This window comes from Natrinema zhouii, from assembly GCF_013456555.2.
In the GTDB taxonomy this organism is placed as follows: domain Archaea; phylum Halobacteriota; class Halobacteria; order Halobacteriales; family Natrialbaceae; genus Natrinema; species Natrinema zhouii.
On the sequence record NZ_CP059154.1, the window covers coordinates 3,167,811 to 3,194,313 of the forward strand.

Genomic DNA, 26,503 nt, shown 5'->3' on the forward strand with positions numbered 1-26,503 from the left:
GACTGCGTTACTCGAGCGAACCGACGCGAAGCGCGTACTCGCCGCGCGTCTCGCCTTCGTCGTGGTACTCGACGGGTTCCTCGATGGCGGTGACCGTGCCACCATCGACGGCGGCTGCCGTCGCGATTCCGTCGAGGTGCTCGAGTCCATCCGCGCCGGACTTGAGGCCGAACCAGCGAACGGCGTGGGTGTCGGGATCGCGGACCCGAAAGTTCTGTGCGCAGGGGGCGACGAGCCGCTCGCCGTCGGCAGCCAGACCGTGAACGAAGCCGCGGACCTCGTCGTCCCAGACGAGGTCCCCGTCGGCGTCGAACGCGGCGACGCGGTGTTCGTTCGGGTGTCGGCTCTCGGTTTCGCGGCTCTCGACCGCGTACGTATTGCCGGTCACGAACGCCACTCGGCCGTCGTTCGCGTAGGCATGGTTCGGGTACGCGTACAGCGTCTCGCCGTCGATCTCGGTCTCGACGGCGAGGTCGACGTGCCAGCGCTCGGCACCGCCGGGACCCAGCAGGTAACCGCGTTTGTCCCCGTGACTCGAGACGGCGATCGACTCTCCGTCGACGGAAACGTCGCCGACGCGTCGGTCGCCGTCCGTTCCGGGGTCCCAGGTCCACTCGAGGTCGCCCGATTCGGTTCCGAGGACGACGAGCCCGGTGTCGTGCTCGCCCATGCAACGGTTGTAGCCGACCGCGAGGCGCTCGCCGTCGGCGTCGATATCGATCGCGATCGGCGAGGCGTCGGTCTCGTACGTCCATTGGACCGTCCCGTCGGCGTCGAAGGCGTAGACCGTGCTGTGCCACCGTCGGGTCTCGCCGTCGCGCTCGTAGCGTCGCGCGGCGGCGTACAGCCGGCCGTTGCCGTCGGCGTCGGTTCCGGTCTCGAGCGCGACTACATAGGGAAGATAGAAGACGGTGTCCTTGACCGCCTCGCCGACGTCGTCAGCGGTGTCGTACCGCCAGCGCTGGTCGCCCGTCCCGGCGTCATAGGCCGCGATCGTTCCCGTTTCGCCGCGTCCGGCGACGATGATCGTGTCTGCGCTATCATCGGCAGCGGCCTCCAGCGACGCGATCCCGACCGCGTGATCCGGATGATCGACGGACCACCGAGTCTCGAGCGAGTCGACGTCGCGGGCGGTGACGGTCCCGTCCCACGTCCCCGTGACGACGAGGTCTCCGTCCTCCGCAACGTGGACCGCGGATCGGGTCCACATGTGGCGGCTGCGGGCCGTCTCGATCTCGCCGAGCGGAACCCTGCGGAACTCCACCGTGCGTTCGGCTTCGGGTACAGTTTCGCTCATCGTCACTCCTCGACCGGGAACGTCTCGTGGAGGGTGTCGTGGGCGTCGCCCAGCCCGTCCACGATGCTCTCACCCTGCGCGCTCAGCCGCTGGACCGCCCGCTCGGCGTCGCGGACCGCCAGCAGCCGGCCCCGAGTGTAGTCGAACTCCGGATCGTCGCTGTCCATCGATGCAACCTCCTCCTCGAGGTCGACCAGCGCAGCGTCGAGGTGGCGTTCGATCTCCGCGAGGCTGTCCGCCTCCGCGAGGCCCTGGATGGGTCCCTCGAGGTGGCCCTCGAGTTCTTTCTCCGCGTGATCGCGGGTGCTGTCGTCCCCGACGCCGAGGACGGTCATCAGTCCGAGTCGTAGCGCTTCGATTTCGTAGCAGCTCATGGTTGAATGGTAGTGTTCCGTGATTGTGGTCGTGGTTTCGTCCCGATTCGTGATCGCTCCGTTCGCAGTCGTTACAGCGTCTGATCGACGAGGTCGCTCACGATGCGGTCCCGGTCGAGGTGGTCGCCGACGATCCGTTCGGCGTCAGCGTCCTCGACGCCGCCGTACCAGATCCCGTCCGGGTAGACCGCGACCATCGGCCCGTCGCCGCACCGTCCGAGACAGGACGACCGCGTGATGCGGGCGTCGCGGTGGTCAGAGTCCCGAACTTCCTGGCGCAGGCGCTCGAGGACCGCCGGCGACCCCATCTTCGCACAGGTCTGGTTGGTACAGACCGCGACGTGCTTTTCGGGCGCATCGTGGCTGTCGGGCTCCTCGTCGATGTCGTCCCGATCGGCGTGGGCCTCCTGATGAGCCAGTGCGCGCAGCATGGCTCGAGCCCCGCCGATGTCCTCCTCGTACCCCTCGAGATCGACCTTGTACTTGCACGTGTCACAGGACATCTCGACGCTCTCAGTTCGGGCCTCCTGCCAGCGATCGGCGAAGACGTCAAGTAGCCGGGAGTCCGTTCCGAGGGGATCGCCGGCCAGCGCGTCGACGTAGGGGTAGTCCGCATCGAAGTCGGCCGTCCAGTCCCGGACTCGCTGGGTGAGGACGCCGTCGCCGAGCATGTACGGCAGGACGACGACCGCGTCGGGCCGGTGCTTCGAGAGCCCGTGGAGGCTCTCCTCGAGCGTCGGCTCCGTCACGCCGATAAAGGAGGCCTCAACGCGGTCGAACTCGCGGCCCTCGTAGAGGAGGCGAGCCAGCTTGTGCACGTCGCCGTTGGCGTCCGGATCGCTCGAGCCGCGGCCACAGACGACGACGGCGACGTCGTCGTGCTCGCGGTCGACGCCCAGTTCCGCTTCGACCTCGGCTGCGCGGTCGTCCAGCAGATCCAGAATTGCGGGATGAACTCCCAGATGTGCGCCGTTGTTGATCTCGAGGTCGTGGTCGGCTCGTGCCTGTTCGATCGCGAGCGGCACGTCGTTCTTGACGTGGCTCGCGGCGAACAGCGAGCAGTGGACGACGGTGACCTGCGACGCGACCGGCGCGAGCGATGCGAAGGCCTCGTCGATCGCCGGCTCCGCGAGCTCGAGGAACGCGGCATCGACCGGGAGCCCCAACCGGGACTCGAGGGTGGCGGCCAGTTCGCGGACCTGTTCGTTCGACTTCTCGCGCCGGGAGCCGTGACCGATCAGGAGGACGGCCTCGTCGTCGAATCCGGCCGCGGCCGCGGGTGTGGTCTGGTCAGGAGTGCTCATCGATTGTCGTTATACTATGTCTCGCCGCCGTCGTACGCCGACGCCTGCTCGAGGCTCCGCTCGAGTTTGCGGCGGCGACTCGGCGCGAACAGGCCGGTTTCCTCGCAGTTCTCGTAGAGCCACGCGCCGAAGGCGGGCGCGGCGTCGTCGTCGACGCCGAACCAGTAGCCGCCCGACGAGGTTTCCGAGAGGTCGCCCATCGGCGCGGTAACCGGACATTCCGCAATCAAGTCCCGCGCGAGTTCGAGCAACTCCCGATCGTCGTGGACGAAGGAGATGCCGACGGTGCCGCTCGAGGACTTGAAACAGATGGTGCCACAGCCCTCGAGGAGGCCCCGAAGCAGTTCCCGGTCGTAGCTCGCAAAGGCCCCAAAGCGATAGTTGCCGCGGCCATCGACGGGCAGGCCGAGCGCACCGCTGCGCCCGAGCAGGCCGGCATCGTCGGTGCTGGCTCCCTCATCCCCGCCGATCGAGAGCGTGTACTCGTCTTCGGTTCGCGTGATCGAGGTGTCGTGTGCGTAGTCGCGGCTGGTCGTGTCGTGCTCGAGGTCGCCGCCCGAGATCGCAGCGAGCACTTCCGCGGATGCCTCGTCGTTGGTGACGACCTCGATGCCGTCATCGGAAACGTCCCCGCTTCCAGCGACGTGGCCCCAGAAGTACGCCGTCGCGGCGTGACCCGCGAGCGGATCGGATGGGACCTCGATTTCGATCGCGGATTCCGCGTCGCTCATTCGCCCACCTCCTCGACGATGATCGCGTCCGTGGGACAGGCCGCGGCCGCCTGCCGGGCCTCGTCGATTCGGTCGTCGTCGAACGTCGCGACGACGCGCTCGGCGTTGTCAGTGACCTCGCCCTCGCAGTCGTAGACCGGATCCGCGCCGGGATCGATCGTCGCGAGGCCGTCTTCGCCCTCGACGAATCGCGGGTCGCGAGTCAGGCAGGCGAAGATGCCGTCGCAGGCGTCCTTCTCGATGGTGACTTCGTATCGTGACATTGGTGAATTTCGTCTGGATCGGATTTCGGTCGAAGCGCTCAGTAGTCGTACTTCGTCTCGTAGCCCCGCGGGGTCACCATCCGGTCGTCCCAGACGTAGGTGTCCTCGTTGCCGACGACGATCGTCGTCGTCATGTCGACGATCTCGCTCTCGCCGAGCTCCTCGAGTTCGCCGAGTTCGGTGATCATCACCTGCTCGTCGTCGCGGCCGGCGCCGTGGACGATGCCGACCGGCGTGTCCTCGTCGCGGTGGGCCAGCAGGATCTCGCAGGCTTTCTCGAAGTTCTCTCGGCGCTTGCGGCTCCACGGGTTGTAGATCGTGATCGTGAAGCTCTCCTTGGCCGCGGAGTGGAGTCGCGACTCGATCTCCGGCATCGGGACGAGGTGATCCGACAGCGAGATCGAGACGGTGTCGTTGACCAGCGGCGCGCCCAGTCGGGCCGCACAGGACTGGGCCGCCGGGACGCCCGGCACGGCCTCGAAGTCGACCATCGACGCCGTCGCGCCCTTGGACTCGAGGATCTCGAGCGCGAGTCCGCCGAGCGCGTAGACGTTGGGGTCGCCGCTACCGACGATGGCGACGTCGTGGCCCGCCAGCGCGCGGTCGATGGCCTCCTCCGTTCGCGACACTTCGCCGCACATCGGCGTGTCGTACAGTTCGTCGGCTTCCGCGGTGATCTCGTCCGGAATGAGGTCGATGTACGTCGTGTAGCCGACGATGTGGTCGGCCTCGAGCAGCGCCGTCTTCGCGCGGTCGGTCATCCCCTCCGGGTGGCCGGGACCGAGGCCGACGGCGCTCAGCTGGCCCGGTTCGGCGTCGAAGTCCTCGACCGTGGAGCCGACCTCCTTCTCGTTCGAGCCGTCGTCCGAACTCGAGGCACCGCAGCTACTCGAGGACGAAGACGAGGAACCGGAACTCGAGGACGCTCCGCATTTGGAGCCGCTCGAGTCGTCGGTACTACTCGAGGCACCGCATTTCGAACTCGAGGTATCGGTGCTCGCCTCGCTACTGGTGCTCTCCGTGCTCGAGGCACCGCAGTTGGAAGTCGATTCGTCGTCGGCGTCCGCGTTGGTGTCCGTACTCATGATTGTGTGTTGTGAGGTCTCAGAAGTCGTCGACGTCACGCCCGCCGCGCGGGGTGACGAGGTACGTTCGGTCGTCGTTGCGCCAGGTCTCTGTCTCGTGGTTGCCGATGATCAGCGAGGTGCCCATCCCGGAGACCTTGTCGTCGTGGTCGGCGGCCTCGCCGAGGGTGGTGATAAACTGGCTCTCGCCGTTGCGGCCGGCATCCGCGCGGCCGGCGTCGTTGACGATAGCCACGGCGGCGTCGTCGGTCCGCTCCTCGCGGACGATTTCGACGGCCTGCTCGTAGTTGCGCCAGCAGTTGTAGAGGACGATCACGAAGCCGCTGATCGCGGCCGCGCGGAGCTTCTCCTCGATCTCGTCCCAGCCGCGCCACTTGTCCGACAGCGAGACCGTACAGAAGTCGTTACACAGCGGCGCGCCGACGTTCGCCGAGCCGCCCAGCGCCGCCGTCAGACCGGGGACGATCTCGATCGGAATATCGGTGGCGTCGTCCTCGTCGGCCATCTTGAAGATCAGATCGGACTTGCCGTAGACCGACGGATCGCCGCCCGAGACGTGGGCCACGTCCTTCCCCTCTCGGACGTGGTCGAACGCCGCTCGAGCGAGTTCGATCTGCCGCCCCATCGTCGAGCGGATGATCTCCTGTTCGAAGCCGTCGTCTCGAACCGCGATCCCGTCCTCATCCGTTTGCTCCTCTGGCAGCAGCGTCCCGTCGTCGCGCAGGAACTCCTGGTAGAGGCTCGAGGCGATGACGACTTCCGACGATTCGATGACCTCCTTGGCCCGCTTGGTCATGTGGTCGGGCAGGCCGGGGCCGATACCGACGACGTAGAGGGTGCCGTGGTCGTCGGGGGTTCCGCTGTCGGTGCCAGCGGTTGTCTCCTCGGTACTCATCGACCGATCGCCACCGTGACCTCGTTTTCGTAGCCAATTTTCTCGAGGACCAGCTCCTGCTCGGCCCCGCCCGCGATCGCGGAGGCCTCGGAGACGCCGGGCCAGCCGATCAGTTCCTTCGATTTGGAAGGCGTCGGCCCCTCGTGTGCGAGCAGGGTCTCCTTGTCGAAGGCGACCACGCCGAGGTCGAGTTCCTGTGCCGCCTCGAGCAGTCCCTCCTCGTCTTCCTTCCGGGTCGCGGTGCCGACGAACTCCACGTCGTCGAAGCCGTAGTCGGTCTGCTCGAGGGCTTCCTCCCACGCAGCGAGGAACGCCCCTTTGCTCGCGCCGGAGACGCTGCCGGTGCCGATCACGATGCCGTCGTTCTTGTTCCGCTTGAGAACCGTCACGTCGTTGCCGACGAGGACGGCCTTCGGTCCCTCGAGTCGGGCAACGGGACCGAGGTTCTCGTCGAGAACGGCGAGGTTCGTCTTCACCGTCGAGTCGCCGTTGACGACGTGAGTGTCCATCGCCTTCGCGCGGGACTCGACGCCCTGCTTGCCGGCCGCCTCCGAGGCGGTAGTCATCGCCGGAATCGCGCCCATCGTCGCGAGGTCCTGTGCGACCTGGTTCGCGCCGTGGTGGCCGCCCGTGATCGGGATGGCCCACGTCAGTTCCTCGTCGACGACGCAGATCGCGGGGTCCTCCCACTTGTCATCGAGCAGGTGGGCCGTCTTCCGCATCGCGATCCCGCTCGCCATCAGGCCGATAAAGCAGTCGTACTCGCCCCAGTGCTCCTCGAAGACGTCGCCGTGGTACTCGATGATATCGATCGCCTCGTAGCGATCGCCGATCTCGCCTTTGATCTCCTCGGCGGTATCCATCTTCCGGCCGAAGGAGATGATCGCGATCTCTTCGGCGACTTCGCCATCACTGTCCGCCGTCGAACAGTGGCCGCCGCCGGAATCCGTACTCGAGTCGCCTGTACCGTCTGTGTTCTCAGTTCCTGAACTCATTGTGAAACCTCTATCGTAGCGAAATTGTCTTGTCCACGTTCTATCGATCCGTCCAGTCCACCGCGGGGGTGGGACTGAAAGGGGCTGCCTCGGTCGATCCGGTGAGGCGAAGTAAGGACCGCAGCGGAGCGAGGACCGCAGCGAGCCGCAACCGATCGAGCGAGGCAGGGGCTTTCGGCGTGTTTGCGGTAGTGCCACTGCGATTCAGTCATCGCTCGCCTCCGTTTCGGCCGAACTATCCGAAGAGCCGCGGTTGGCCCAGTCGCCGTAGAGGAAGGATCGTTCATAGCCCGCGCCGGTCACCGCGTCGCCGATGACGACCAGCGCCGAGGCGCGATACCCCGCCTCCTCGACCTTGTCCGCGATGTCGCCGATCGAGCCGATAATGACGTCCTCGTCCGGCCAGGAGGCGTGGTAGATCACCGCGACCGGCGTCTCGGGGTCGTGCTCGTCCTCGAGCAGCCGATCCATCGTGTCCCGAACCGCGTGAGTCCCCAGATAGATGCAGGTCGTCACGTCGCCCATCTCGACGAAGTCGGAGATGTGGTCCTCTTCCGGGGTCAGAGTCTTCCCCTGCGGCCGGGTGAACGCGACGTGGTTCGAGACTTCGTTGAGCGTCAATTGCGTTCGCAGCGTCGCGCTGGCCGCGAACGCCGACGTGACGCCCGGCACGAAGTGAGTCGGGACGCCCTCGTGTTCCAGCGCGTCCATCTGCTCGAGCGCCGCGCCGTAGATGGCGGGGTCGCCGCTGTGCAGGCGGACGACGTTATCGCCGTCCTCATAGGCGTCTCTCATGAGGGGGATCAGTTCCTCGAGGTCCTTTCCGACGGAGTTCACCAGTTCGGCGTGGGCACAGTACTCGTCGAGGAGTTCGCTGTTGACCAGCGAGCCCGCGTGAACGACGAGGTCGGCCTCCTCGAGCAGTTCCTTCCCGGCGACGGTCAGCAAGCGTGGGTTGCCGGGGCCGGCGCCGACGAAGGGAATCCCCTCCTGTTCGTCGCCGGCGCTGTGGTCGAAGATCCGGTCGTCGAGTTCCTCGCGGCGGCGTTCGCCCTGCGAATCGATCGCGTCCTGCGGGTCGTTCGGTGTGTCGTCAGTCATCGGTGTCCTCCACAGTCGCCACCTTCACAGCCCTCTGCGAGCTCGAGATCGCGCAATTCACCACCATCCGTCACTGGCTCACCGCTCGCTGGTGAGTCGTCTTCACTCGAGGCGTCGGAGTCGTCGGTCTGAAAGGCAGCCGTCGCCTGCTCGACCTCGAGGCCGTCCTTCTCGGCGTACGCCAACGTGTAGTAATCCCGCTCGTCGATTTCTGCGGGATCGTCCGTGACGATCGTCTCGCCCTGCTCCATGAACAGCCGCCGGCCGTAGGTCACGTCGTAGCCGGCCTCGAGGAGCCCCTCATGGGTCGCGGGCGCGTCGGTGACCTTGAACAGGATCATCCGATCCGGACCCGTGGGACTGTGGCCGGACGCGGCCTCCCGCAGCGAGAGACCAGCGCCGGCTTCGATCTCGACCCCCATCGCGGTCGCGAACGCCGTCACCGCGCTCACGCCGGGGACGATTTCCAGTTCAACACCCGGATGAAAGGCGTCGATCGTCCGACGCAGGTGTCCAAACGTCGAGTAGACGTTCGGATCGCCCAGCGTCACGAAGGCGACGTCGCCGTCGCGTGCGTTCGGGGCAATCTCCGCCGCGGCCGCCTTCCACGCCGTTCGCAGCTTCTCCTCGTCTTTCGTCATCGGGAAGTCCAGGTCCCCGATCTTCGATTCGTCGACGTGTTTCAACGCGACCGTCCGCGACAGGCGACCCGGCGAGTAGACCACGTCGCACTCCTCGAGGATCTCCTTCCCGCGAACCGTCACGAGATCAGCCTCGCCGGGGCCGAGTCCGACGCCGTACAGCGTCATCGGTCGGTACCCTCCGTCCGCGTCTCGCCGCTTCCGTCTGCGGCAACTTTCTTGCTGTCTTCGTCATCTGCGTCCTCGTCAGGGGTCGCGCTCCCGACCAGCATGTACACCGGGTTGTCCGAGTTGAAACTCGTCGCGCCGGCGAGTTCGTAACCGTGGCTCACCTGGAATTGGACGACCTCCTCGAGCAGGTCCCGCTCGCGGAAGGCCTCGGTTGCCTCGCCGGCGACCTCGAGGCGCGAGACGTTCATGATCACGCGGTCGATCTCGGTGTCGACGGCGTGATCGAGCACCGCCTCGAAGTTCCGGCTCCCGCCCAGAAAGAGCGCGTCGGCGTCGTCGGGCAGCCCCTCGGGCGCTTCCGCGTTCCGCAGTTCGACGGCCGCCCGGACGGATCCCTCGTTCGCGGCCAGGTTCTTCTCCGTCGTCTCGAGCCGCTCGGGTTTCCGCTCGAGTGCGGTCACCCGTCCGGCCCGCTGTGCGGCTTCGATCGTAACGGCCCCCGTACAGGAGCCGACCTCCGCGAAGTGGTCGTCCGGCTCGAGCGCGAGCTTCGAGTGGACGACGGCGCGGACCTCCGACTTGGTGGGTCCGGCTTTCGCATCGTGTGGAAGCGCGATGGGTGGCATCACCAGTTGGAACAGAGTCCGTCCCTAAAACAATTTTGTTTGGAGTAGGACAACTACAATTGTCAAGGTGGAGTTGGGGTAGAACAACACGAGTTGTTAAATACAAACCGACTGTTCGCTCGGAGCGAAGGGACGATCGAAAACCGAGGTCACGAGCTATATCCGCAGCGCAGGACGCAGCCACCGCACGGGCGAACGACCGTTGAACCGGACCGACGCGGTCACCTAATCGTTACCACTCCATCCCGCCGTTGATTCCGATGACCTGTCCGGTCATGTACTCCGCCTGATCGCCGGTGAGAAACCGGATCATCCCCACGATGTCCTCGGTCGTGGCGAACCGATCCAGCGGGATGTCCTCGAGGATCTTGTTTCGGACCCGTTCGGGGACCTTCTCGAGCATGTCCGTCTCCGTGAACCCCGGCGCGACGCAGTTCGCTGTCGTGCCATGACTGGCGAGTTCCAGCGACAGCGTCCGGGTGAACGCGAACAGGCCGCCTTTCGACGTCGCGTAGTTTGCCTGTCCATAGTTGCCCTGCTGGCCGACGACGCTCGAGATGTTGATCAGTCGCCCGTTATCGGACGTTTTGATGTCGTCGTAGAACGCCTTTGTGCAATTGAACGTCCCGTTCAGGTTGACGTCGATGACGGTTCGCCAGTCGTCGTAGGACATCTCCTCGAACGTTCGATCGATGGTGATCCCCGCGTTGTTGACGAGGACGTCGATCGCCCCCAGTTCGTCGTGGACTTTCTGGGCCATTCGCTCGACCTGTGCCGGCTCGGAGATGTCCGCCTGCACGGGGACCGCTTTTTCACCGTTTTCCTCGATAATCTCCGTCACCTCCCGTGCCTGTGCGTCAGACGAACGGTAGTTCACCGCCACGTCGGCACCGCAGCGAGCGAGTTCGAACGCGATCTCGCGACCGATCCCGCGAGACGATCCCGTGACGAGACAGGTTCGGTCGGTCAGCGGACGTCGCTCCAAGGGCTCGAGTCGCTGGACGGTTTCGGCTATACCAGCACCTACGGCGGCATCTGTAATAGTTATTTGACCGTTTTCCCGAGCGCGTGAACGTCGCTTCGCCGGTCACTCCCACCCCGAATCGGCACGCTCAAGGAACCGATCGAACGCCCCGCTCTCCGGATGGACGTGAACGTAGGTGCCGAGCGAATCGTACTCGGTCAGCCCGTCGTGGTCGCCGTCGATGCCGTCGCCGCGCACCGTCTCGAAGGCGAATCGGGCGTCGCCGTCGACCGCGGCGCTCGAGTAGTGGAACTCGTGACCGCGAATCGTCTCCCCGGCGTGTGCGGTCAGCATCCCTTCGGTGGCCTCGAGTTCGACGTGATCCAGTGCCTGATAGCGGTCGTGCATGGTGACGTCTGCAGGGAGAATGCCGGCCATCTCGCTCCGTTCGCCCTCGGCCGTCGTCAGCGACTGGCCCATCGCCATCAGGCCGCCGCACTCACCGAGCACCGGCAATCCGTCGGCCGCGAGGTCGCCGAGTTCCGAGAGGGTCCCCGCCGACTCGAGTGCCGCGGCGTGGAGTTCGGGGTAGCCGCCGGGGAGGTAGACGGCGTCCGCGTCCGGGACAGCGTCGCCTGCGACCGGCGAGAACGCCACGGTGTCGGCTCGCTCGCGGAACCGCTCGATCGTCGCCGGATATCGGAAACAGAACGCGGCGTCGCTGGCGACGGCGACCGTGGCATCGACCGACTCCACGGATTCGATCGGCGTCTCGGGGACTGGCGGTTCCCTCGCGACGTCCGCCAGCCGATCGGCGGCGAGCGATTCGGCGGCCGCCCGTAACGCCGTTTTCGGCAGCGCCGCCTCCTCGCCCATCTCGAGCCCGAGGTGCCGATCCGGAATCTCGAGGTCGTCGTTCGGCGGGATTCGACCGAAGTACGCGAGGTCGTCGGGCAGCGCGTCGCGGATCCCCTGCTCGTGGCGACCGCCGTGGGCTCGCTGGGCAACGACGCCCGCGACCTCGATGTCGCGGCCGATGGTGGCGGCGTACTCGCGGAATCCCAGCGCGGTCGCCGCGACGCTCTCCATGCCCGCCTTCGCGTCGACGACGAGGACCACCGGCAGCTCGAGCGATTCGGCCACCATCGCGGTGCTCGAGCCGTCGCCGTCGTAGAGCCCCATCACGCCCTCGACGACGCAGATGTCGCCCTCGCCGCGCCGGTAATTCCGGCGGAGGCCGTCCTCGCCCTCGAGCCAGCGATCGAGCGTACGGGAGGGTCGGCCCGCGATCGCCTCGTGATGGCTCGGGTCGATGAAGTCCGGTCCCGCTTTGGCGGGCTGGACCTCGTGGCCGGCGTCCTCGAGCGCCTGCATAATCGACAGCGTCGCGACCGTCTTCCCGACGCCGGAACTGACGCCGCCGAGGACGAATCCCTTCATCGCTGCCGCTCCGGGACGCGCTCGGTCGTCTCAGCGATCCGTTCGTCCGCGATAGCCGCGGCGTCCACAAACATCATTGTAGTTGAGTTAGGACAACTCGACTTGAATGCGTCGGTGGCATCGAGGGTACGGTGGCGTCCTCTCCCACCCTCGAGTCGTCCGAGACAGCCGGACGAGCGGAGTGTTCGGACGAAAAGTCGAAACGCAATTGAGAGTCGTTCGCGTTGGGCAGGGCGAATGCGTACGACCGAATCGACGACCCTGATCCCCGCGCTGAAAGAGCGCGCCGGCGTGGTCACTGCCCTCGCTGACGGCTCTCAGACGGTGCTCGTTCGACATCCCACCCTCGACCCCGGAACGATCGACGACCGGTTCGTGCTCTATCCGGCCTACACGCATCAGGAGCCGGATCGCTACCAGTCCGGATACGAGGAGTACTACCATCGAGCGAGCGCCAAACCGGACGGCGGCGTTCCGATCCGCGCTATTGCCGAGGTCCGCGAGGAGTACACCGTCTCGAGCGACGACCTCGCCTCCCTCGCACGCCACTACGTCTACACCCCCGACGGCCTGCGCGACAAGTACGGTTCGGACGACGACCTTCGAGTGCTGTTACTCCGTGTGTCGACGCTCGAGTCGCCGCGGCTCATCGAGGAACGGGACAGCTACCGGGGCTGTCGCGCCTGGATCAAACTGGCCGACGCGGTCGATATCGACCTCGAGTCGTCGACTCCTGTCTTGGACGACGCGACGTTCGCCGAACGCCGCGCGGCGATTCGAGACGCGCTCGAGTGATCGATCCGCACCACCGACGAACTTAACCGCTCGAGTCGGTTACGACCCGGCGCTCGAACTATGAGTGGGGAACACGGAACGGAGACCGAACGGCACCTTCGGCAGGCGCTTCGACACCTGGGTGAGGCGCAGGACGACGACGACCTCAGGAAGACCAACGCCGTCGCGCTCGAGGAGGTATCGAACACCGTGTCGACGGTGCTTCGCGAATACGAGGGCGACGAGTAGCGGGCCATACGAAGGCGACGAGTAGCCACTGTTTTCGCGCGGCCGAACGGAGTGACGGATACGGCGACGGGTAGCGTGCTGCTCGTTCTGGCAACACGGAATTGCCACACCCTCCCCAGCCGATTGCGGTCCTCGCTCCCACCGGTCGCTGCGGTCCTCATCCCTCGCGCATAGTCGTCGCGCGGTTCGCCGTCGGCGAACCGCACAACAGCGCGCGCCACCACGTGTACGGCTATACCGGTTGGCGAACCGCGAGCACGACCAGATCGGAGAACGGCGTGTCGTCTTTCCCGCTCCCGCCGGCGTGTTCCGCCAGCTCCGCGAGCGTGAATCGGTTGATCTGTTCGTCGTCGTGAGTCAACTTCTCGAGCACTAGCGCCTCAAGACCGGGCTCGGCCCCCGCCTCGAGCAGGAATTCGGCGATGTCGCCGGGCATCCGGTCGTACGGCCGCGGGAGGACGAGCAGGTGGCGCTCGTCGACCGCGCTCGCGAGGCGGTCCATGTCCGCCTCGAGGTCGCCGCTCTTGTGGAGCGTGACGAACTCGGTGTCCTCCATCGGCGTCCGGGCGCGGCTGGCGGCCAGCTGGATCGATGAAATACCCGGAACCACGCGGATCGGGGTTTCGGGAGCCTCGCACTCGACTGCGTCCTGACGAGCCTGCGAGTCAGAGCTCGTGGAACTCCGTTCCACGGCGTCCTGCACTTTTCCGACGAACTGGTAGCCCGAGTGGTTCGGGTCACCCATCGCGACCGCAGTTCCCGACTCGCCGGCGGCGATGCGCTCGCCGAACGCCTCGAGGGCTTCGGCCTCGTCCTTGTACCCACAGGTCAGCAGGTCGGCGTCGGTCAGCTCCTCGACGAACTCCACGACGGTCGTGAAGCCGACGACGACGTCCGCCTCGCGGATCGCGCGTTCGCCCCGCGGGGTGAGATACTCCAGATTCCCCGGCCCGACGCCGACGGCGTAGACCGGGTCGTCCGTCTCTTCATCGATATCTGGCTCCGCTGCCTCGGCTGCGAACGTCGCCGGATCCGGTCCGCTCTCGAGGTCGTATTCGCCGCTCATTCGTCCTCGGTGGCGTCGCCCCGATTCCGGGCTGCTCGAGCCTCGGCGTCGAGCTCCAACTCGAGGTCGTCGGTCCGGACGTCTTTCGCGACGTGAATCAGTTCGTTCGTCAGGGCGGCGGCGAGTCCGCTGCCACCGCGGCGGCCGACGTTGGTGATCGCCGGCACGTCGTACGCCTCGCTGACCTCGCGGATGCGCTGGCGACTCTCTTCTGCCTTGACGAAGCCGACGGGGGTCGCGACGATCACGGCAGGTCGGGTACCGTCCTCGATGCAGTCAGCCAGCGCGAAGGCGGCCGTCGGCGCGTTGCCGATCGTCGCGATCGAGCCGTCGTAGACGCCCTGTTTGTCGAGCTCGAGCACCGAGGCCGCGGTTCGGGTCATTCCCGTCTCCTCGGCCAGCTCGGCCCCGTTGCCGATCGCCTTGCGCTTCTCGCAGTTGTGCCCGCGACCGGTGATGCCGGCCTTCGACATCGTGATGTCGGTCACGATGGTCGCCTCGTCGAGCACGGCTCGAGCGCCGGCCCGAACCGGCGCGTCCTCGTCATCACCGAGCGCGTCGCTGCCGGTGAACTCGATCAGGTGCTGGAACTCGATGTCACCCATCGAGTGAACCGACTTCTGTCGGATTCGGTCGGCCAGCGTCTCGTCCGGCACGAACTGCCGGACGATGTCCATGCTCGTCTCCGCGATGTCCATCGCGTTCTGCGTCGTTGCACCCAGATCGGCGTACTCGTTCTCAAACTCTTGTTCAGTCATCGTTGACTACCTCCGCACCGACGGCCTTGTTAGTCGTCCGCGCCTCGAGGTCACCCTCGACCTCGAGGTTCAGGTCCCGAAGCTGGTCGACTGTTTCGTCCTCGGCGTCCCAGAGATCGCGCTCGATGGCCTCGAGCAAGGTGTCCGTGATTGACTCGAGCGCCCACGGGTTGACGTCGCGCATCCAGTCCTGGCGATCCTCGTCGAAGGCGAACTTCTCGGCGACCTCCTCCCACAGCGTATCCGAGACGACCCCGGTGGTCGCGTCCCAGCCCAGCGTTACGTCGACGGTCGTCGAGAGGTCGCCCGCGCCCTTGTAGCCGTGTTCCTCCATGGACTCGAGCCAGTCCGGATTCAGCACGCGCGAGCGCATCGCCTTGCGGACCTTCTCCTCGTTCGTGTAGACGTCGACGTTGTCCGGGTCCGAGGAGTCGCCGACGTAGGAAGCGGGCTCTGCGCCCGAAATCTCGCTCACGGCGGAGATGAAGCCGCCGTGGAAGGCGTACCAGTCCGAGGAGTCGAACTCGTCTTGCTCCATCGTGTCCTCGATCTTGACCGTCGCGTCGACGCTCGAGAGGCGGCGCTCGAAGGATGCGTGGGCATCTGAGACGCGCCCTCTCGAGCCCATCGCGTAGCCGCCCCACTGGACGTACACCTCGGCGAGGTCCGAGCGGTCGTCCCAGTTGCCCTCGTCGACGGCCTTGTTCGTCCCGGCGCCGTAGCCGCCCGGCCGGGTCGTGAAGACGCGGTGTTTGGCCGCCTTTCGCGCGTCCGATTCGTCGAGGCCTTCCTCCTCCTCGAGTTCCGCCTGCTCCTCCTCGACGTGCTTTTTGACGTAGTTCAGCTCGTGGGGTTCGTCGAGGTCGACGACGGCGTCGACGGCGTCGTGGATGACCCCCGCAGCCGCCGGGAACGCGTCGCGAAAGAGGCCGGAGACGCGCGTCGTCACGTCGATTCGCGGTCGATCCAGTTCCTCGAGCGGGATCGGTTCGACGTCGTCGATTCGACCCGCGTCGGTCCACCGGGGCTCGACGCCCATCATCGCGAGCACCTGGGCGATGGTCTCGCCGCGGGTGCGCACGGTCGGCGTCCCCCAGGCGACGACGCCGATCTCCTCGGGATACTCGTCGTTTTCGTCGTGGTGGCGCTCGAGCACGCCCTCCGCGACCTCGCTCCCGATCTGCCAGGCTGCCTTCGCGGGCACCTTGCGCGGGTCGAGCGTGTAGAAGTTCCGCGCGGTGGGTAGCAGATCGACGCCGCCGCGGGTGGGTGCGCCCGATCCGCCAGGCGGCACGTACTCGCCCGAGAGGGCGTCCGCGGTTCTGGGAATCTCGTCCTCGGCCCCCTGCACGCGCGGCTGGGCCTCCTCGCAGATGTACGCGAGGGCCTTCCGCAGATCGTTGTGGGCACCCGACTTCGCGCGCCCGTTGCCGATCGTCTCGAGGTCGACGATCAGGAGGTTGACGTTCACCTCGTCGTTGGGGCCGGCCTCACGTTCGGATTTCGGCACGTCGAAATCGTGTTCCGCGAGCGTTTCGATCAGTTCGACGCTGGTCTCGTAGACGATGTCTGCGGCCTCGGCGTAGGTCATCCCGAGGTCTTCGGCGTACTCGCCGGGCGAGTCGAGCATCGTTTGATAGTCGACGCCGAGCGCGCCGGCGATGCTCTCGCGCAGGCTCGGTGCGCCGGGGTTCTCGAGCCGGGTGAGCGCGACCAGGTACTCGGTCAGGCGCTCGTCCTCCGGCGGTTCTGACATCGTATGCAAGCCCAGCCGGATCTGGGTCGTCTTCACGTCCGTGAGGTACTCGTGGATGCGTTCGACCAGTTCGTCGATGTTGACCTCGTCGCCCGCTACTTCGCCTTCAGCGAGGCTCGAACCTGCTTCATCGGGCCCGCGGACGTCGACCTTCTCCTCGATCGTGCCGGTAATACCGAGCTCGACGGCGAGATCGAGCTCTTCGACTTTCTCGCGCATGAGGTCCGCGAGGTGTTCGCCGTCGTCCGCTCGAGCGTCCTCCATCCCGGCTTCGCGGTACTGGTTGGCGAGTTCCTCGAGTTCGGATAGTTCGTCGTACGTCCCTGCGTTTCGCATGACGGGCGTGAGGTAGTCGACGATCGCCGCGTACGAGCGCCGCTTGGCCTGCGTTCCCTCGCCGGGATTATTGACGATATACGGGTAGACGTTCGGAATGTCGTCGATCAGCTGATCCGGCGCGCTCTCGCCGTTCAGGCCGACGGTCTTGCCGGGGAGCCACTCGAGGCTGCCGTGGGTCCCCAGATGGACCACCGCATCGGTCTCGAAGCTGTTGCGCAGCCAGCCGTAGAAGGCGTAGTAGTCGTGCGGAGGCTGCAGGTTCGAGTCGTGGTAGACCTTCGAGGGATCCATCCCGAATCCGCGCGGGGGCTGGACCGTGACGAGAACGTTCCCGAACTCGACGCCCGGAATCGCGAACGGGCGGTCGGGGACCTCTCCCCACTCCTCGATGATGTTCTCTTGAAAACGCTCGTCAGCGTCGGCGAACCACCGCTCGTAGGTGTCCGGTGAAACGACGTCGACCGAGAGGTCGCGGACGTCCTCGGGTGCGACCCACCGGTCCTCGAGCGTGAGCTGTGCGGTCAGCTTCTCGACGAGCGTCTGGCCGTCCTCGGGCATGTTGTCGCCGAGGTCGTACCCCCGAGAGTCGAGTTCCTCGAGCAGGTTGACCGTCGACTCGGGCGAATCGAGACCGAACGCGGTCCCGATCCCGTCGTCGCTCGGCGGGTAGTTGTGGAGGACCACGGCGACCTGCTTGTCCTCGTTGGGCGTATGTCGCAACTCGGCCCAGTTGACCGCGAGCCGCGTCGCGTGGTCGATCCGGTCCTCGATCGGGAAGTGGTGTTTTGGCGCGGAGCCGATGCCGGCCTCGTCGTCGGTACGTTCCTTCCCCGAGATGGGGTGCGTGATCACGTTCCCGTCGAACTCCGGCAGCGCCACGGAGAGGGCGAGTTCGAAGCCCATCACGCCCGTGTCACTGGATTCGTAGCGCGATCGCGAGCGCATCGTGGTGACCGTCTGCAGAACGGGGACGCCGAGCCGATCGAGGAAGACGTCCTCCGCGGAACTGCCTTCGTCGTCGGCGCTGCGGCCTCGCTCGTCCATCGAGAGGGAGAACATGAACGAGGAGAGCACGGCGTCGACGATGGACTGTCCGTCGCTGTCGATTAGCCAGTTATCCGTCACCCACTCGGCGTCTTCCTGTTCCTCCGTATCGGTCGCCGGGTTACAGAAAATCGGCAGGGCATTGGCCCCCTGTTCCTCGAGCGCCCGGACCTGTGCGTCCACGTACCGGGTGTTCTCGTGGGTCCAGTGGGACTCGTAGAACCAGACCGCGACCGTCGGTTTGTCGGGGTCGTGGGTCGCGAGTAGTTCTTCGTACTCGATTCCCGGGTGGTTGGGGTGGTAAACGCCCTCCGTCGGCAGTTCGGTGGGATCGTCGTATTCGAGGTTCCGTCCCTCGTACTCGGCGGCGAGGAACCGACACAGGTTCGCGACGTTGACCGTCCCGCCTTTCTCGAGGTAGTCGTAGACGCGGTCTCGGTGGGCCGCCGAAACCGTCGTATCTTCGAACGCGAAGGCGTCGCCGGTCGCCTTGACGATCAGCGGGACGCCCGCCTCCTCGAGCGCGCCCGTCGCGTAGTCGTAGCCTGGCATGCTGTCCTCGGCACCGTGCAGCCAGAAGATCGCCGCCGTGGCGTCGTGCAATTCCTCGACGAACTCCTCGACGTCGGCCTCGTCCTCGAGGTCGCTCTCCGAGCGGACGACCAGCTCGATCCCCTCGAGGCGCTGTGCGGCCCGGCCGATCGAGCCGAGTTCGTTCTCCGTCGCAGTGTAGATCCCGATCCGTGTCATCGTTCTTTTAAACCCTGGTTGTATTAGCGCAAGTATGGTTGCAAACGCCGGGGGCAAAAAGCTGTCGTCACTCCCCTTTCCGGCGATCGTCGGACAGGACGAACTGAAGCGCGTGCTGCTCGCCGTCGCGGCCAACGACGGCCTCGACGGGGCCCTGATCGTCGGCGAGAAGGGAACCGCGAAGTCGACCGCCGTTCGGGCGCTCATCGATCTCCTCCCCGAACAGCGGGCCGTCGCCGACTGCCAGTACGGCTGTTCGCCCGACGACCCCGATCTGCAGTGCGAGGACTGCCGCGAACGCGACCCCGACGAGCTGCCGGTCGAGACGCGATCGGTCCCGCTCGTCACGCTCCCGCTGGGCGCGACTCGGGACCGCGTCGTCGGCACCCTCTCGGTCGAGGACGCGCTCGCCGGCGAGGCCGACTTCGATCCCGGCCTGCTGGCTCGCGCGAACCGCGGCATCCTCTACGTCGACGAGGTCAACCTGCTGGACGACCACCTCGTCGACGTCGTCCTCGACTCGGCCGCGAGCGGCGTCAACACCGTCGAGCGCGACGGGATCAGCGTCTCTCACCCCGCGAACTTCACCCTGATCGGCACGATGAACCCCGAGGAGGGAGACCTGCGCCCCCAACTGCGAGACCGGTTCGCCCTCCAGGCCACCGTCGAGGGTTGTCGCGAGATCGACGACCGCGTCGAAATTATCGACCGCGCACTCGAGGCCGACGGCGGCGCTGGCGGCACTCGCGATCCGCGAACGGAGTACGCCGACGAGGTCGAGACACTGCGCGACGACCTGGCCGCGGCCCGGGATCGCCTCTCGAGCGTCGACCTCCCAGCCGAGTTCAAAGAAAAGATCGCCGAACTCTGTCTCGAGGCCGGTGTCGACGGCCACCGGGGTGACGTCGCCACCGCGCGGACTGCCATGACGCTGGCCGCGCTCGAGGGTCGGGCGACCGTCATCGAGCCCGATATCCACGAGGCCGCGACGTACGCGCTCCCGCATCGCCTCCGGAGCACCCCCTTCGAGGACGAACCGGATCTCGACGAGTTGCTCGAGGATCGGTTCGACGAGGAATCGCCGGAGGAGGGGGAGGGAAACGAGTCCGACGGAAGTGACGCGGACGACGGTGATGGACGTGACGACGGAGATTCGGAGTCCGAACCCGAAACGGGAGACGGAGACGAGCGCGGTGATCGCGAGGCGAGCGGAGACGACGGATCCGGCGACGGAAACGATGGGAACGGCGACGACTCGAGCGACCGAACTGATTCCACATCCGACGGTGATGACGGCGACGCCGGTTCCGAACAGCGACCGGAGGGCGGCGACCGACCGGCATCACCGAACCGGTCGTCCGCTGATACCGGTGCTGACACCGGTGACGGGAGTTCGGACGACGACTCGAGCGAGCACGACTCGGAATCGGACGAGTCATCCGAAGACGATGGCGAGGACGAAACCGCCCAGCCGCTGGTTCCCGGCCAGCGACGCGCGGCCATCGGTGAGGCGCGGGCACCGGACATCGAGACGCCGACCGCCGAGAGAAACGAGAGCGAGAGCGCGACCGCGACGGGAACGCGGGCGAGCACGGCACCGAGCACGGACAACCGGGGCGCTCGCATCCGTACCGAACCCGCGTCCGGCGAGGGGCCAATCGACGCCGCAGCGTCGGTGCGATCGGCCGCATCCCGCGGGGAGTCACGAGTCGGTGAACGGGACCTCCGGCAGTCCGTCCGCACCGGCGAGACGTCGGTGACGATCGTCTTCGCCGTCGACGCCAGTGCCTCGATGCGGCCGGCGATGCGAACTGCGAAAGGCGTCGTCCTCGAGCTCCTGCGCGACAGTTACGAACACCGCGATCAGGTTTCCTTCGTCGCCTTCGCCGGCGAGGACGCCGACGTCCTGCTTCCGCCGACCGACAGCGTCTCGCTGGCCGCTCGCCACCTGAAGAACCTCCCTTCGGGCGACCGGACGCCACTTCCGGCAGGTCTCGAGACCTCGAGACGCGTCCTCGAGCGCGCCGACACCGACGCCTCGGTCGTCGTCCTCGTCACCGACGGGCGGGCGAACGTCGCCGACGGGAGTCCGACGAATGCGACGCGAACCGCGGCTCGAGCGCTCGCAACGGGCGACACTCGAGTGATCGTGGTCGACGCCGGCGACGACTCCCGCGCCGGCCTCTCGGAACTCGTCGCGAGCGAAACCGGGGGCGAACTGGTGGCCCTCGAGTCGCTCTCGGTCGAGACCATTCGGGCTGCCGCCGAGACTGCGGCCGACGAGACGGAGCGATAGGACGGTTCTCGAGGTGGCGCTCTCGAGCAAAGTCGACGAGGGCGGACCAACACTCCTTTGAACACCCCTGATCGTTCTCCGACGAGAATCCATGACGGGGGATGAGACAGTCGCCGACGAATCAGTCGATGACGATATCGCATACGGAATCGAGGAGCAGCCACCGCTCGGCGAATCGATAGTGCTGGGGATTCAACACTACCTGACGATGGTCGGTGCGAACATCGCAGTGCCGCTGATCCTGGCGAGTGCGATGGGAATGACGGACTATCCCGGCGTGACCGCGCGGTTCGTCGGGACGTTCTTCGTCGTCTCCGGGATCGCGACGCTCGCCCAGACGACGTTCGGGAACCGGTATCCGATCGTGCAGGGCGCGCCGTTCTCGATGCTCGCACCCGCGCTGGCCATCGTCGGGGTCGTTACCGCCGGCGGCGTCTCGGGACAGCCGAGTTGGGAGGCCGCGTTGCTCCAGTTACAGGGAGCGATCATCGTCGCCGCCATCGTCGAGGTCGCGATGGGCTACTTCGGACTGGTCGGGAAACTCCGCCGGTTCCTCTCGCCGGTCGTCATCGCGCCGACAATCGCACTGATCGGTCTCTCGCTGTTCGGCGCGTCGCAGATCACCACGCCGAACCAGAGCTGGCCGCTGCTCGGGCTCACGCTCGGACTGATCCTCCTGTTCTCGCAGTATCTCGACGTCAAACACAGGGCGTTTCGACTCTACCCGGTCATTCTGGCGCTGGTCATCGCCTGGGCCACCGCCGCAGCGCTGTCGGTACTCGGCGTGATCGGCAGCGGTCATCCGGGATTCGTCGATCTCGGCGCAGTTGCGAACACGCAGCCGATCATGCCGATCTATCCGTTCCAGTGGGGTGTCCCCCAGATCACGACCGCCTTCGTCGTCGGGATGTTCGCCGGGGTGCTGGCCTCGATCGTCGAGAGCATCGGCGACTACTACGCGGTGGCGAACATCACGGGGTCGGGCGCTCCGAGCGCCAAGCGGATCAACCACGGCATCGGCATGGAAGGGCTGATGAACGTCTTCTCGGGCATCATGGGCACCGCCGGCTCGACCTCCTACTCCGAGAACATCGGTGCGATCGGGCTCACCGGCGTCGCCTCGAGATACGTCGTCCAGATCGGGGCCGCTATCATGCTCGTCGTCGGCTTCGTCGGCTACTTCGGCCAGCTGATCGTGACGATTCCCGATCCGATCGTCGGCGGCCTCTTCATCGCCATGTTCGGCCAGATCGTCGCCGTCGGGATCTCGAACCTGCGCCACGTCGACCTCGACTCCTCGCGGAACACCTTCATCATCGGCTTCGCCCTCTTCGTCGGGCTGGCGATCCCGGCGTACATGGGCAACTTCGAGAGCACGATCGCGTTTCGCGAGAGCGTCGGCCTTGAGGCGGCGGTTACGTCGCTAGTCGATGCGGCTGGGCTCACGAACACGGCCGTCGCGGCTCCGATCGAAACCGCGGCACAGGCCGTCATCGATACCGTCTATATCATCGGCTCGACCGGGATGGCCGTCGGCGGGCTCGCGGCGCTCATCCTCGACAACACGGTCCCGGGCAGTCGCGAGGAACGCGGCCTCGCGCAGTGGGACCGGCTCACCGAAGACGAATCCGAGTTCGACTCGTTCTGGGACCGCTGGATTCGGACCGGATCGAACCGCGAGAACTGAGCGTCGACGGCGACTCGAGCAAGGTCGTTCGGTTCGGTACAGCGAGATGGTGCAACCAGTCATTGTAAGAGCGAGCGGACCCCAGACAGGGTATGGCAGAACTCGACCTTGACGACGGGACCATCTGGTATGAGACGAGCGGTGATGGGCCGCCGCTGGTGTTCGTCCACGGCGGCTGGATGGACGGCACGGCCTGGGAGCCACAGATCGAACGCTTCGCCGACGACTATCGGGTCGTCACAATCGACGTGCGAGGCCACGGCAATACCGGTGTGACGGATCCCGATCAGTACTCGATCGGGCTCTTTACCGACGACCTCGAGGCGCTGCTCTCGCGACTCGAAATCGAGCGGCCGATCCTCTGTGGGCTCTCGCTGGGGTCGATGGTCGTTCAGGAGTATCTCGATCGCCACCCCGACGACACGGCGGGTGCGATTCTGGGCGGAGCAGTACGATCGATGCCCCCCGTGGAGCTGCCGGCGGGAGTGAAGCCGTTCTGGTCGCCGATGCCCGCGCTGGCCGCGTCGCTGTCGGTTTCGGGGTCGGAGGCAACCTTCCGCTCGATGCTCTGTTCGATCCAGGCGACGACCGGCGAGCGGTGGCTGTCGGTCGACCCCGAGACCAGGGCCGCCGCGATCGATGGCGTCGGCGACATTCCCTCGGCCGAGTTTCGGAAGATATTCGATGCGCTCTACCGGTACGAGCCGCCCGAGCTATCGGGTATCGAAACGCCGACGCTCGTCGTCCACGGCGAGCAGGAGGCACCGCTGGTCAAGCGACAGGGGCGACAGATCGCCTCGGCCGTCGCCGACGGCACGCAACTCGAGCTGACGGAGTCGGGCCATCTCGTCAATCAGGATCGGCCGCGAGCGTTCAACGCGGCGGCCACCGACTTTCTCGAGGACCTCCCTGCTGCGTAGGCGATCACTCCCTGTCAGGGATCGATTCGCCGGACCGCTTCGGTGAATGGCTCGCGCAGGTATCCCGTCAGTCGCAGTCGACACCGATCGCTGTCCGGAGTCGCTCGTCAACGCTCACGAGAGTCACAGTTGGCAGCCCAACGTGATTTGGCGATACCACGAAGGCAGCGACTGTGGTACACACGTGCGGAATCGGCAGGTCACTCGAATGACACTCCGACCCAGAACCAAAGCAATGAGTAGCCAATGTACGGACACCGATAGCGTCGACTCCGCTCCGGCAACTGAGCACTGGACCAGTATCTCGAAACACGTCTTCAACAGCTACGTCGAGGCCAACAACGCCTTCCTCGCGGCGATGGGATTGACACGCTCGAGCGAGGCGTCCGCCACCCAGCCGGACATGGACACGACGACATCGACGCCGGCCGTCGAAGTCGCGTTCGGCGACGAGAACTGGGTCATGGAACGGTCGACCGATAACTTCAACACCCTCGGCGTCGGTGACTACGTCCGATTCACGAAACCGATTATGGACGCCGACGTCACTGCGTTCGCACAGGTTTCCGGCGACACGAACCGGCTTCACCTCGAGCCAGAGTTCGCCGAAGACACCCAGTTCGGGGGCCGGATCGTCCACGGGACGCTCGTAGCCGGCACGATCAGTGCCGCGCTGGCCCGCCTCCCCGGGGTGACGGTCTACCTCTCACAGGACCTCGAGTTCACGGGACCGGTTCGGATCGGCGAGGCGGTCACCGCCGAGTGCGAGATCGTCGAGGATCTGGGCAGCGATCGGTACCGGCTGCAGACGACGGTCGTCAACGAGGACGACGAGACGGTCATCGACGGCGAGGCCGTCGTCATCATCAACGAACTGCCCGACGAGTAACGCGTCGCTCGAGGCGAGTCGACGGGGAGCGTCAACGCCGGTCACCCGTTCCGCAATCGAAACTCCGGACGCCGAGCGATATGAGCGACCGAGCGTTGGTACGACAGGGCGGATAGCGGTCACTCTCCGTTCGGATACAACCAGTGCGACGGACTCGATTGATGAGGTCGTCGAATTTCACGGCCGGTTACAGCCGACGGCATATCAGCACGGAGACTCGTCGCGAAGAACACAAAGCTGGTACCCTTCGAGTGAGACCGTCGTGACGATGACAGACCATTCACATGCCGTCGACGGGCGATTCGAGACGGCACACAGTCGGCGCCGGATACTCCAGGCCGTCGGCACTGCGACGGTTGCGACCGCCGGGATCGCGGGCTGTCTCGGTCAACGCGGAACGGACGAAATCCCCTTGGTAAATACCGGCCTCGAGCAGACCGTTCCCGACGGCGTTGCCCAGTTCAGGCACTCGCTCGAGCGATGGGGGTACTATCCCGACGCCACGGTTCCCGACGAGGTCGAACGGGAGTGGCGGCTCGACCGACTCAATACGGGCTCCCACGGAGCCGCGAAGGCCAGCGCTGTCCCCTTACCGGACGGCGGTCTCGTCTTTCCCGGCGATACGGGATATCTCGTCGCCCTCGACGCCGACGGTACCGAGCGCTGGCGCATCGGGACGGACACCGACAGCCGCGGCATCCACGGAACCCCTGCGATCGCCGATGGTCGCGCGTACGTCGGCGCGTACGACGGGGTGCTCTACGCCGTCGACCTCGAGACCGGTGACATCGAATGGCGACAGGACCTCGGCGACGCCATCGGCTCGAGCCCGCTCTATCACGACGGCACCATCGTCATCGCCGTCGAATATTACGATCCCGAGGGAAGTACGTTCGTGGTCGACGCAGCGGACGGATCGGTCGTCTGGGAAGACCCCGAGGGGCGACCGACGGACCACCCGCACTCGACGCCGGCGATCGATCCCGAATCCGGTCATCTGGTCTGTGGATCGAACGACGGCAACCTGTACGGATGGCGCTACCCCGACCTTGAGTTCGCCTGGTCGTTCGAGACCGAGGACCGAACCGACAACGACAGCGAGATCAAGGGGCCGATCGCGACCTACGACGGCGGGGCCTACTTCGGCTCGTGGGATCACAACGTCTACCGGGTGAACCTCGAGGACGGCACCGAAGACTGGTCGTTCAAAACGGGGGATCTGGTGATGTCGGGGCCGGCGCTTGATCCCGAACTGGATACGGTCTTCATCGGGAGCCACGACGGTAACCTGTACGCGCTCGACGCGCAGTCGGGCGAGCGACACTGGTCGTTCGAAACCGACCTCGCGATCACGGGCTGTCCGACCGTCTGCAACCAGCGGGTGCTCGTCGGTTCGAAGGACACCACACTCTATGCGCTCGAGAAACGCACCGGTGAGCTGATCTGGGAGGTCGACAACGACGGCGTGGTCACGAGTACGCCGCGCGTGATCGACGGCGCCATCTACTACGCCGAACGCGCACCAAATCCGCCGGAAGACGGCGAGGACCAGTCCGACGAGGATATCGATACCGACGGCGGCGGCTACAAGCTCGTCGCCGCTGAGTGAGCGGCCGACTGGCGGCGGTCGGTAGCGACGACCGATGGAAACGGACTCCGTTCGAACCCAGTGCCAGCCGTCGGCGACTGCCACCAGAATTATACTATCACCGCCACAACCAGTGGCGAGAATGACCGATCGGCCGCCATCCCCATCGCTACCGACCGCTACGCCCGTGATCGCAGATACCGGATCTGAGGACCGTGTTCTCGCAACGACGGCCCAGTTGACCGACTCGATCGAGACCGCGCTCGGCTGCCGGCTCGACGAACCGGAACTCGAGGATCTTCTGCTCGAGTTGGACCGTCGCGACTACGTGAACTGGGTGACGATCTCTCGCGGCGGCGACCACGTCTGGGACCTCTCCGAGTCGCCCGACAGAATCGGCGAGGCCATCGCTGCGGCCGCCGTCGACCGGATCCGCTCGTGGCTCGATGCCGATGAATAACTCGTGACGGCCGCCGGGAGAGCGAGCCCCCAGCTCGTCC

At 66.1% G+C, this 26,503-nt stretch carries 24 protein-coding genes; 8 read left to right on the forward strand and 16 right to left on the reverse strand.

The genetic code is table 11. The annotated features are described in order from the left end of the window. Positions 1 to 7: 7 nt before the first annotated feature. The 13 genes from HYG81_RS34500 to HYG81_RS34560 form a co-directional block, all read right to left on the reverse strand. On the reverse strand, positions 8 to 1,297 hold the full coding sequence (locus tag HYG81_RS34500; RefSeq protein ID WP_180840687.1) for an outer membrane protein assembly factor BamB family protein: 1,290 nt from the start codon (positions 1,295 to 1,297) through the stop codon (positions 8 to 10). Between the two features lie 2 nt (positions 1,298 to 1,299). Continuing rightward, complete coding sequence (locus HYG81_RS34505; protein ID WP_180840688.1) at positions 1,300 to 1,671, reverse strand: DUF3209 family protein; 372 nt, start codon at positions 1,669 to 1,671, stop codon at positions 1,300 to 1,302. Positions 1,672 to 1,742: 71 nt separating this feature from the next. Continuing rightward, positions 1,743 to 2,975, reverse strand: a complete 1,233-nt coding sequence (locus tag HYG81_RS34510; protein ID WP_180840689.1) for a CbiX/SirB N-terminal domain-containing protein — start codon at positions 2,973 to 2,975, stop codon at positions 1,743 to 1,745. 14 nt (positions 2,976 to 2,989) lie between these two features. Continuing rightward, the gene (locus tag HYG81_RS34515) at positions 2,990 to 3,706 is read right to left on the reverse strand and encodes a cobalamin biosynthesis protein (RefSeq protein ID WP_180840690.1); all 717 of its coding nucleotides are present in this window, start codon (positions 3,704 to 3,706) and stop codon (positions 2,990 to 2,992) included. Then, the gene (locus HYG81_RS34520; protein ID WP_180840691.1) at positions 3,703 to 3,969 is read right to left on the reverse strand and encodes a ferredoxin; all 267 of its coding nucleotides are present in this window, start codon (positions 3,967 to 3,969) and stop codon (positions 3,703 to 3,705) included. Before HYG81_RS34520 ends, HYG81_RS34515 begins: the two co-directional genes overlap by 4 nt. 38 nt (positions 3,970 to 4,007) lie before the next feature. Next, complete coding sequence (gene cobJ / locus HYG81_RS34525; protein ID WP_180840692.1) at positions 4,008 to 5,054, reverse strand: precorrin-3B C(17)-methyltransferase; 1,047 nt, start codon at positions 5,052 to 5,054, stop codon at positions 4,008 to 4,010. 19 nt (positions 5,055 to 5,073) lie between these two features. Further along, a complete protein-coding gene (locus tag HYG81_RS34530; protein WP_180840693.1) occupies positions 5,074 to 5,949 on the reverse strand; it encodes a precorrin-3B C(17)-methyltransferase in 876 nt (291 codons plus the stop codon). Beyond that, positions 5,946 to 6,944 (reverse strand): cobalt-precorrin 5A hydrolase, encoded by a 999-nt coding sequence (cbiG, locus tag HYG81_RS34535; RefSeq protein WP_180840694.1) that lies wholly within the window; start codon positions 6,942 to 6,944, stop codon positions 5,946 to 5,948. Before cbiG ends, HYG81_RS34530 begins: the two co-directional genes overlap by 4 nt. A gap of 204 nt (positions 6,945 to 7,148) precedes the next feature. Continuing rightward, positions 7,149 to 8,045 (reverse strand): cobalt-precorrin-4/precorrin-4 C(11)-methyltransferase, encoded by an 897-nt coding sequence (locus tag HYG81_RS34540; RefSeq protein ID WP_180840695.1) that lies wholly within the window; start codon positions 8,043 to 8,045, stop codon positions 7,149 to 7,151. Then, positions 8,042 to 8,854 carry a cobalt-factor II C(20)-methyltransferase gene (locus tag HYG81_RS34545; RefSeq protein ID WP_180840696.1) on the reverse strand — a complete coding sequence of 271 codons (813 nt, stop codon included), beginning with the start codon at positions 8,852 to 8,854 and terminating at the stop codon, positions 8,042 to 8,044. Before HYG81_RS34545 ends, HYG81_RS34540 begins: the two co-directional genes overlap by 4 nt. Then, positions 8,851 to 9,483, reverse strand: a complete 633-nt coding sequence (gene cbiT / locus HYG81_RS34550; RefSeq protein ID WP_180840697.1) for a precorrin-6Y C5,15-methyltransferase (decarboxylating) subunit CbiT — start codon at positions 9,481 to 9,483, stop codon at positions 8,851 to 8,853. Before cbiT ends, HYG81_RS34545 begins: the two co-directional genes overlap by 4 nt. 232 nt (positions 9,484 to 9,715) lie before the next feature. Further along, positions 9,716 to 10,498, reverse strand: a complete 783-nt coding sequence (locus HYG81_RS34555; RefSeq protein ID WP_180843047.1) for a beta-ketoacyl-ACP reductase — start codon at positions 10,496 to 10,498, stop codon at positions 9,716 to 9,718. 72 nt (positions 10,499 to 10,570) lie between these two features. Then, positions 10,571 to 11,887 carry a cobyrinic acid a,c-diamide synthase gene (locus HYG81_RS34560; RefSeq protein ID WP_180840698.1) on the reverse strand — a complete coding sequence of 439 codons (1,317 nt, stop codon included), beginning with the start codon at positions 11,885 to 11,887 and terminating at the stop codon, positions 10,571 to 10,573. Between the two features lie 237 nt (positions 11,888 to 12,124). Between HYG81_RS34560 and HYG81_RS34565 the strand changes: the two genes are divergently transcribed. Both HYG81_RS34565 and HYG81_RS34570 read left to right on the forward strand, forming a co-directional pair. Continuing rightward, complete coding sequence (locus HYG81_RS34565; RefSeq protein WP_180840699.1) at positions 12,125 to 12,682, forward strand: DUF1802 family protein; 558 nt, start codon at positions 12,125 to 12,127, stop codon at positions 12,680 to 12,682. Positions 12,683 to 12,742: 60 nt separating this feature from the next. Next, positions 12,743 to 12,910, forward strand: coding sequence for a hypothetical protein (locus tag HYG81_RS34570; protein ID WP_180840700.1), 168 nt, complete (start codon positions 12,743 to 12,745; stop codon positions 12,908 to 12,910). Between the two features lie 232 nt (positions 12,911 to 13,142). Here the strand turns inward: HYG81_RS34570 and HYG81_RS34575 are convergent, their stop codons facing one another. Genes HYG81_RS34575 through cobN form a run of 3 tightly spaced genes read right to left on the reverse strand, consistent with a single transcriptional unit; the run spans position 13,143 to position 18,623 of the window. Next, positions 13,143 to 13,976: a cobalt-precorrin-7 (C(5))-methyltransferase gene (locus tag HYG81_RS34575; protein WP_180840701.1), complete on the reverse strand. Its 834-nt coding sequence runs from the start codon at positions 13,974 to 13,976 to the stop codon at positions 13,143 to 13,145. Further along, positions 13,973 to 14,734 (reverse strand): precorrin-8X methylmutase, encoded by a 762-nt coding sequence (locus tag HYG81_RS34580; RefSeq protein WP_180840702.1) that lies wholly within the window; start codon positions 14,732 to 14,734, stop codon positions 13,973 to 13,975. Before HYG81_RS34580 ends, HYG81_RS34575 begins: the two co-directional genes overlap by 4 nt. Beyond that, a complete protein-coding gene (gene cobN, locus HYG81_RS34585) occupies positions 14,727 to 18,623 on the reverse strand; it encodes a cobaltochelatase subunit CobN (protein ID WP_180840703.1) in 3,897 nt (1,298 codons plus the stop codon). The genes HYG81_RS34580 and cobN overlap by 8 nt, the downstream gene beginning before the upstream one ends. A 34-nt stretch (positions 18,624 to 18,657) precedes the next feature. Between cobN and HYG81_RS34590 the strand changes: the two genes are divergently transcribed. From HYG81_RS34590 to HYG81_RS34615, 6 genes are all read left to right on the forward strand, one after another. Then, a complete protein-coding gene (locus HYG81_RS34590; protein WP_180840704.1) occupies positions 18,658 to 20,919 on the forward strand; it encodes a VWA domain-containing protein in 2,262 nt (753 codons plus the stop codon). 91 nt (positions 20,920 to 21,010) lie between these two features. Then, positions 21,011 to 22,606 carry a uracil-xanthine permease family protein gene (locus HYG81_RS34595; RefSeq protein ID WP_180840705.1) on the forward strand — a complete coding sequence of 532 codons (1,596 nt, stop codon included), beginning with the start codon at positions 21,011 to 21,013 and terminating at the stop codon, positions 22,604 to 22,606. 92 nt (positions 22,607 to 22,698) lie between these two features. Beyond that, positions 22,699 to 23,526 (forward strand): alpha/beta fold hydrolase, encoded by an 828-nt coding sequence (locus HYG81_RS34600; protein WP_180840706.1) that lies wholly within the window; start codon positions 22,699 to 22,701, stop codon positions 23,524 to 23,526. A gap of 235 nt (positions 23,527 to 23,761) precedes the next feature. Then, on the forward strand, positions 23,762 to 24,415 hold the full coding sequence (locus HYG81_RS34605) for a MaoC family dehydratase (protein WP_180840707.1): 654 nt from the start codon (positions 23,762 to 23,764) through the stop codon (positions 24,413 to 24,415). A gap of 268 nt (positions 24,416 to 24,683) precedes the next feature. Further along, positions 24,684 to 26,024, forward strand: a complete 1,341-nt coding sequence (locus HYG81_RS34610; protein ID WP_180840708.1) for an outer membrane protein assembly factor BamB family protein — start codon at positions 24,684 to 24,686, stop codon at positions 26,022 to 26,024. Positions 26,025 to 26,145: 121 nt separating this feature from the next. After that, positions 26,146 to 26,463: a hypothetical protein gene (locus tag HYG81_RS34615; protein WP_180840709.1), complete on the forward strand. Its 318-nt coding sequence runs from the start codon at positions 26,146 to 26,148 to the stop codon at positions 26,461 to 26,463. Positions 26,464 to 26,503 lie beyond the last annotated feature (40 nt).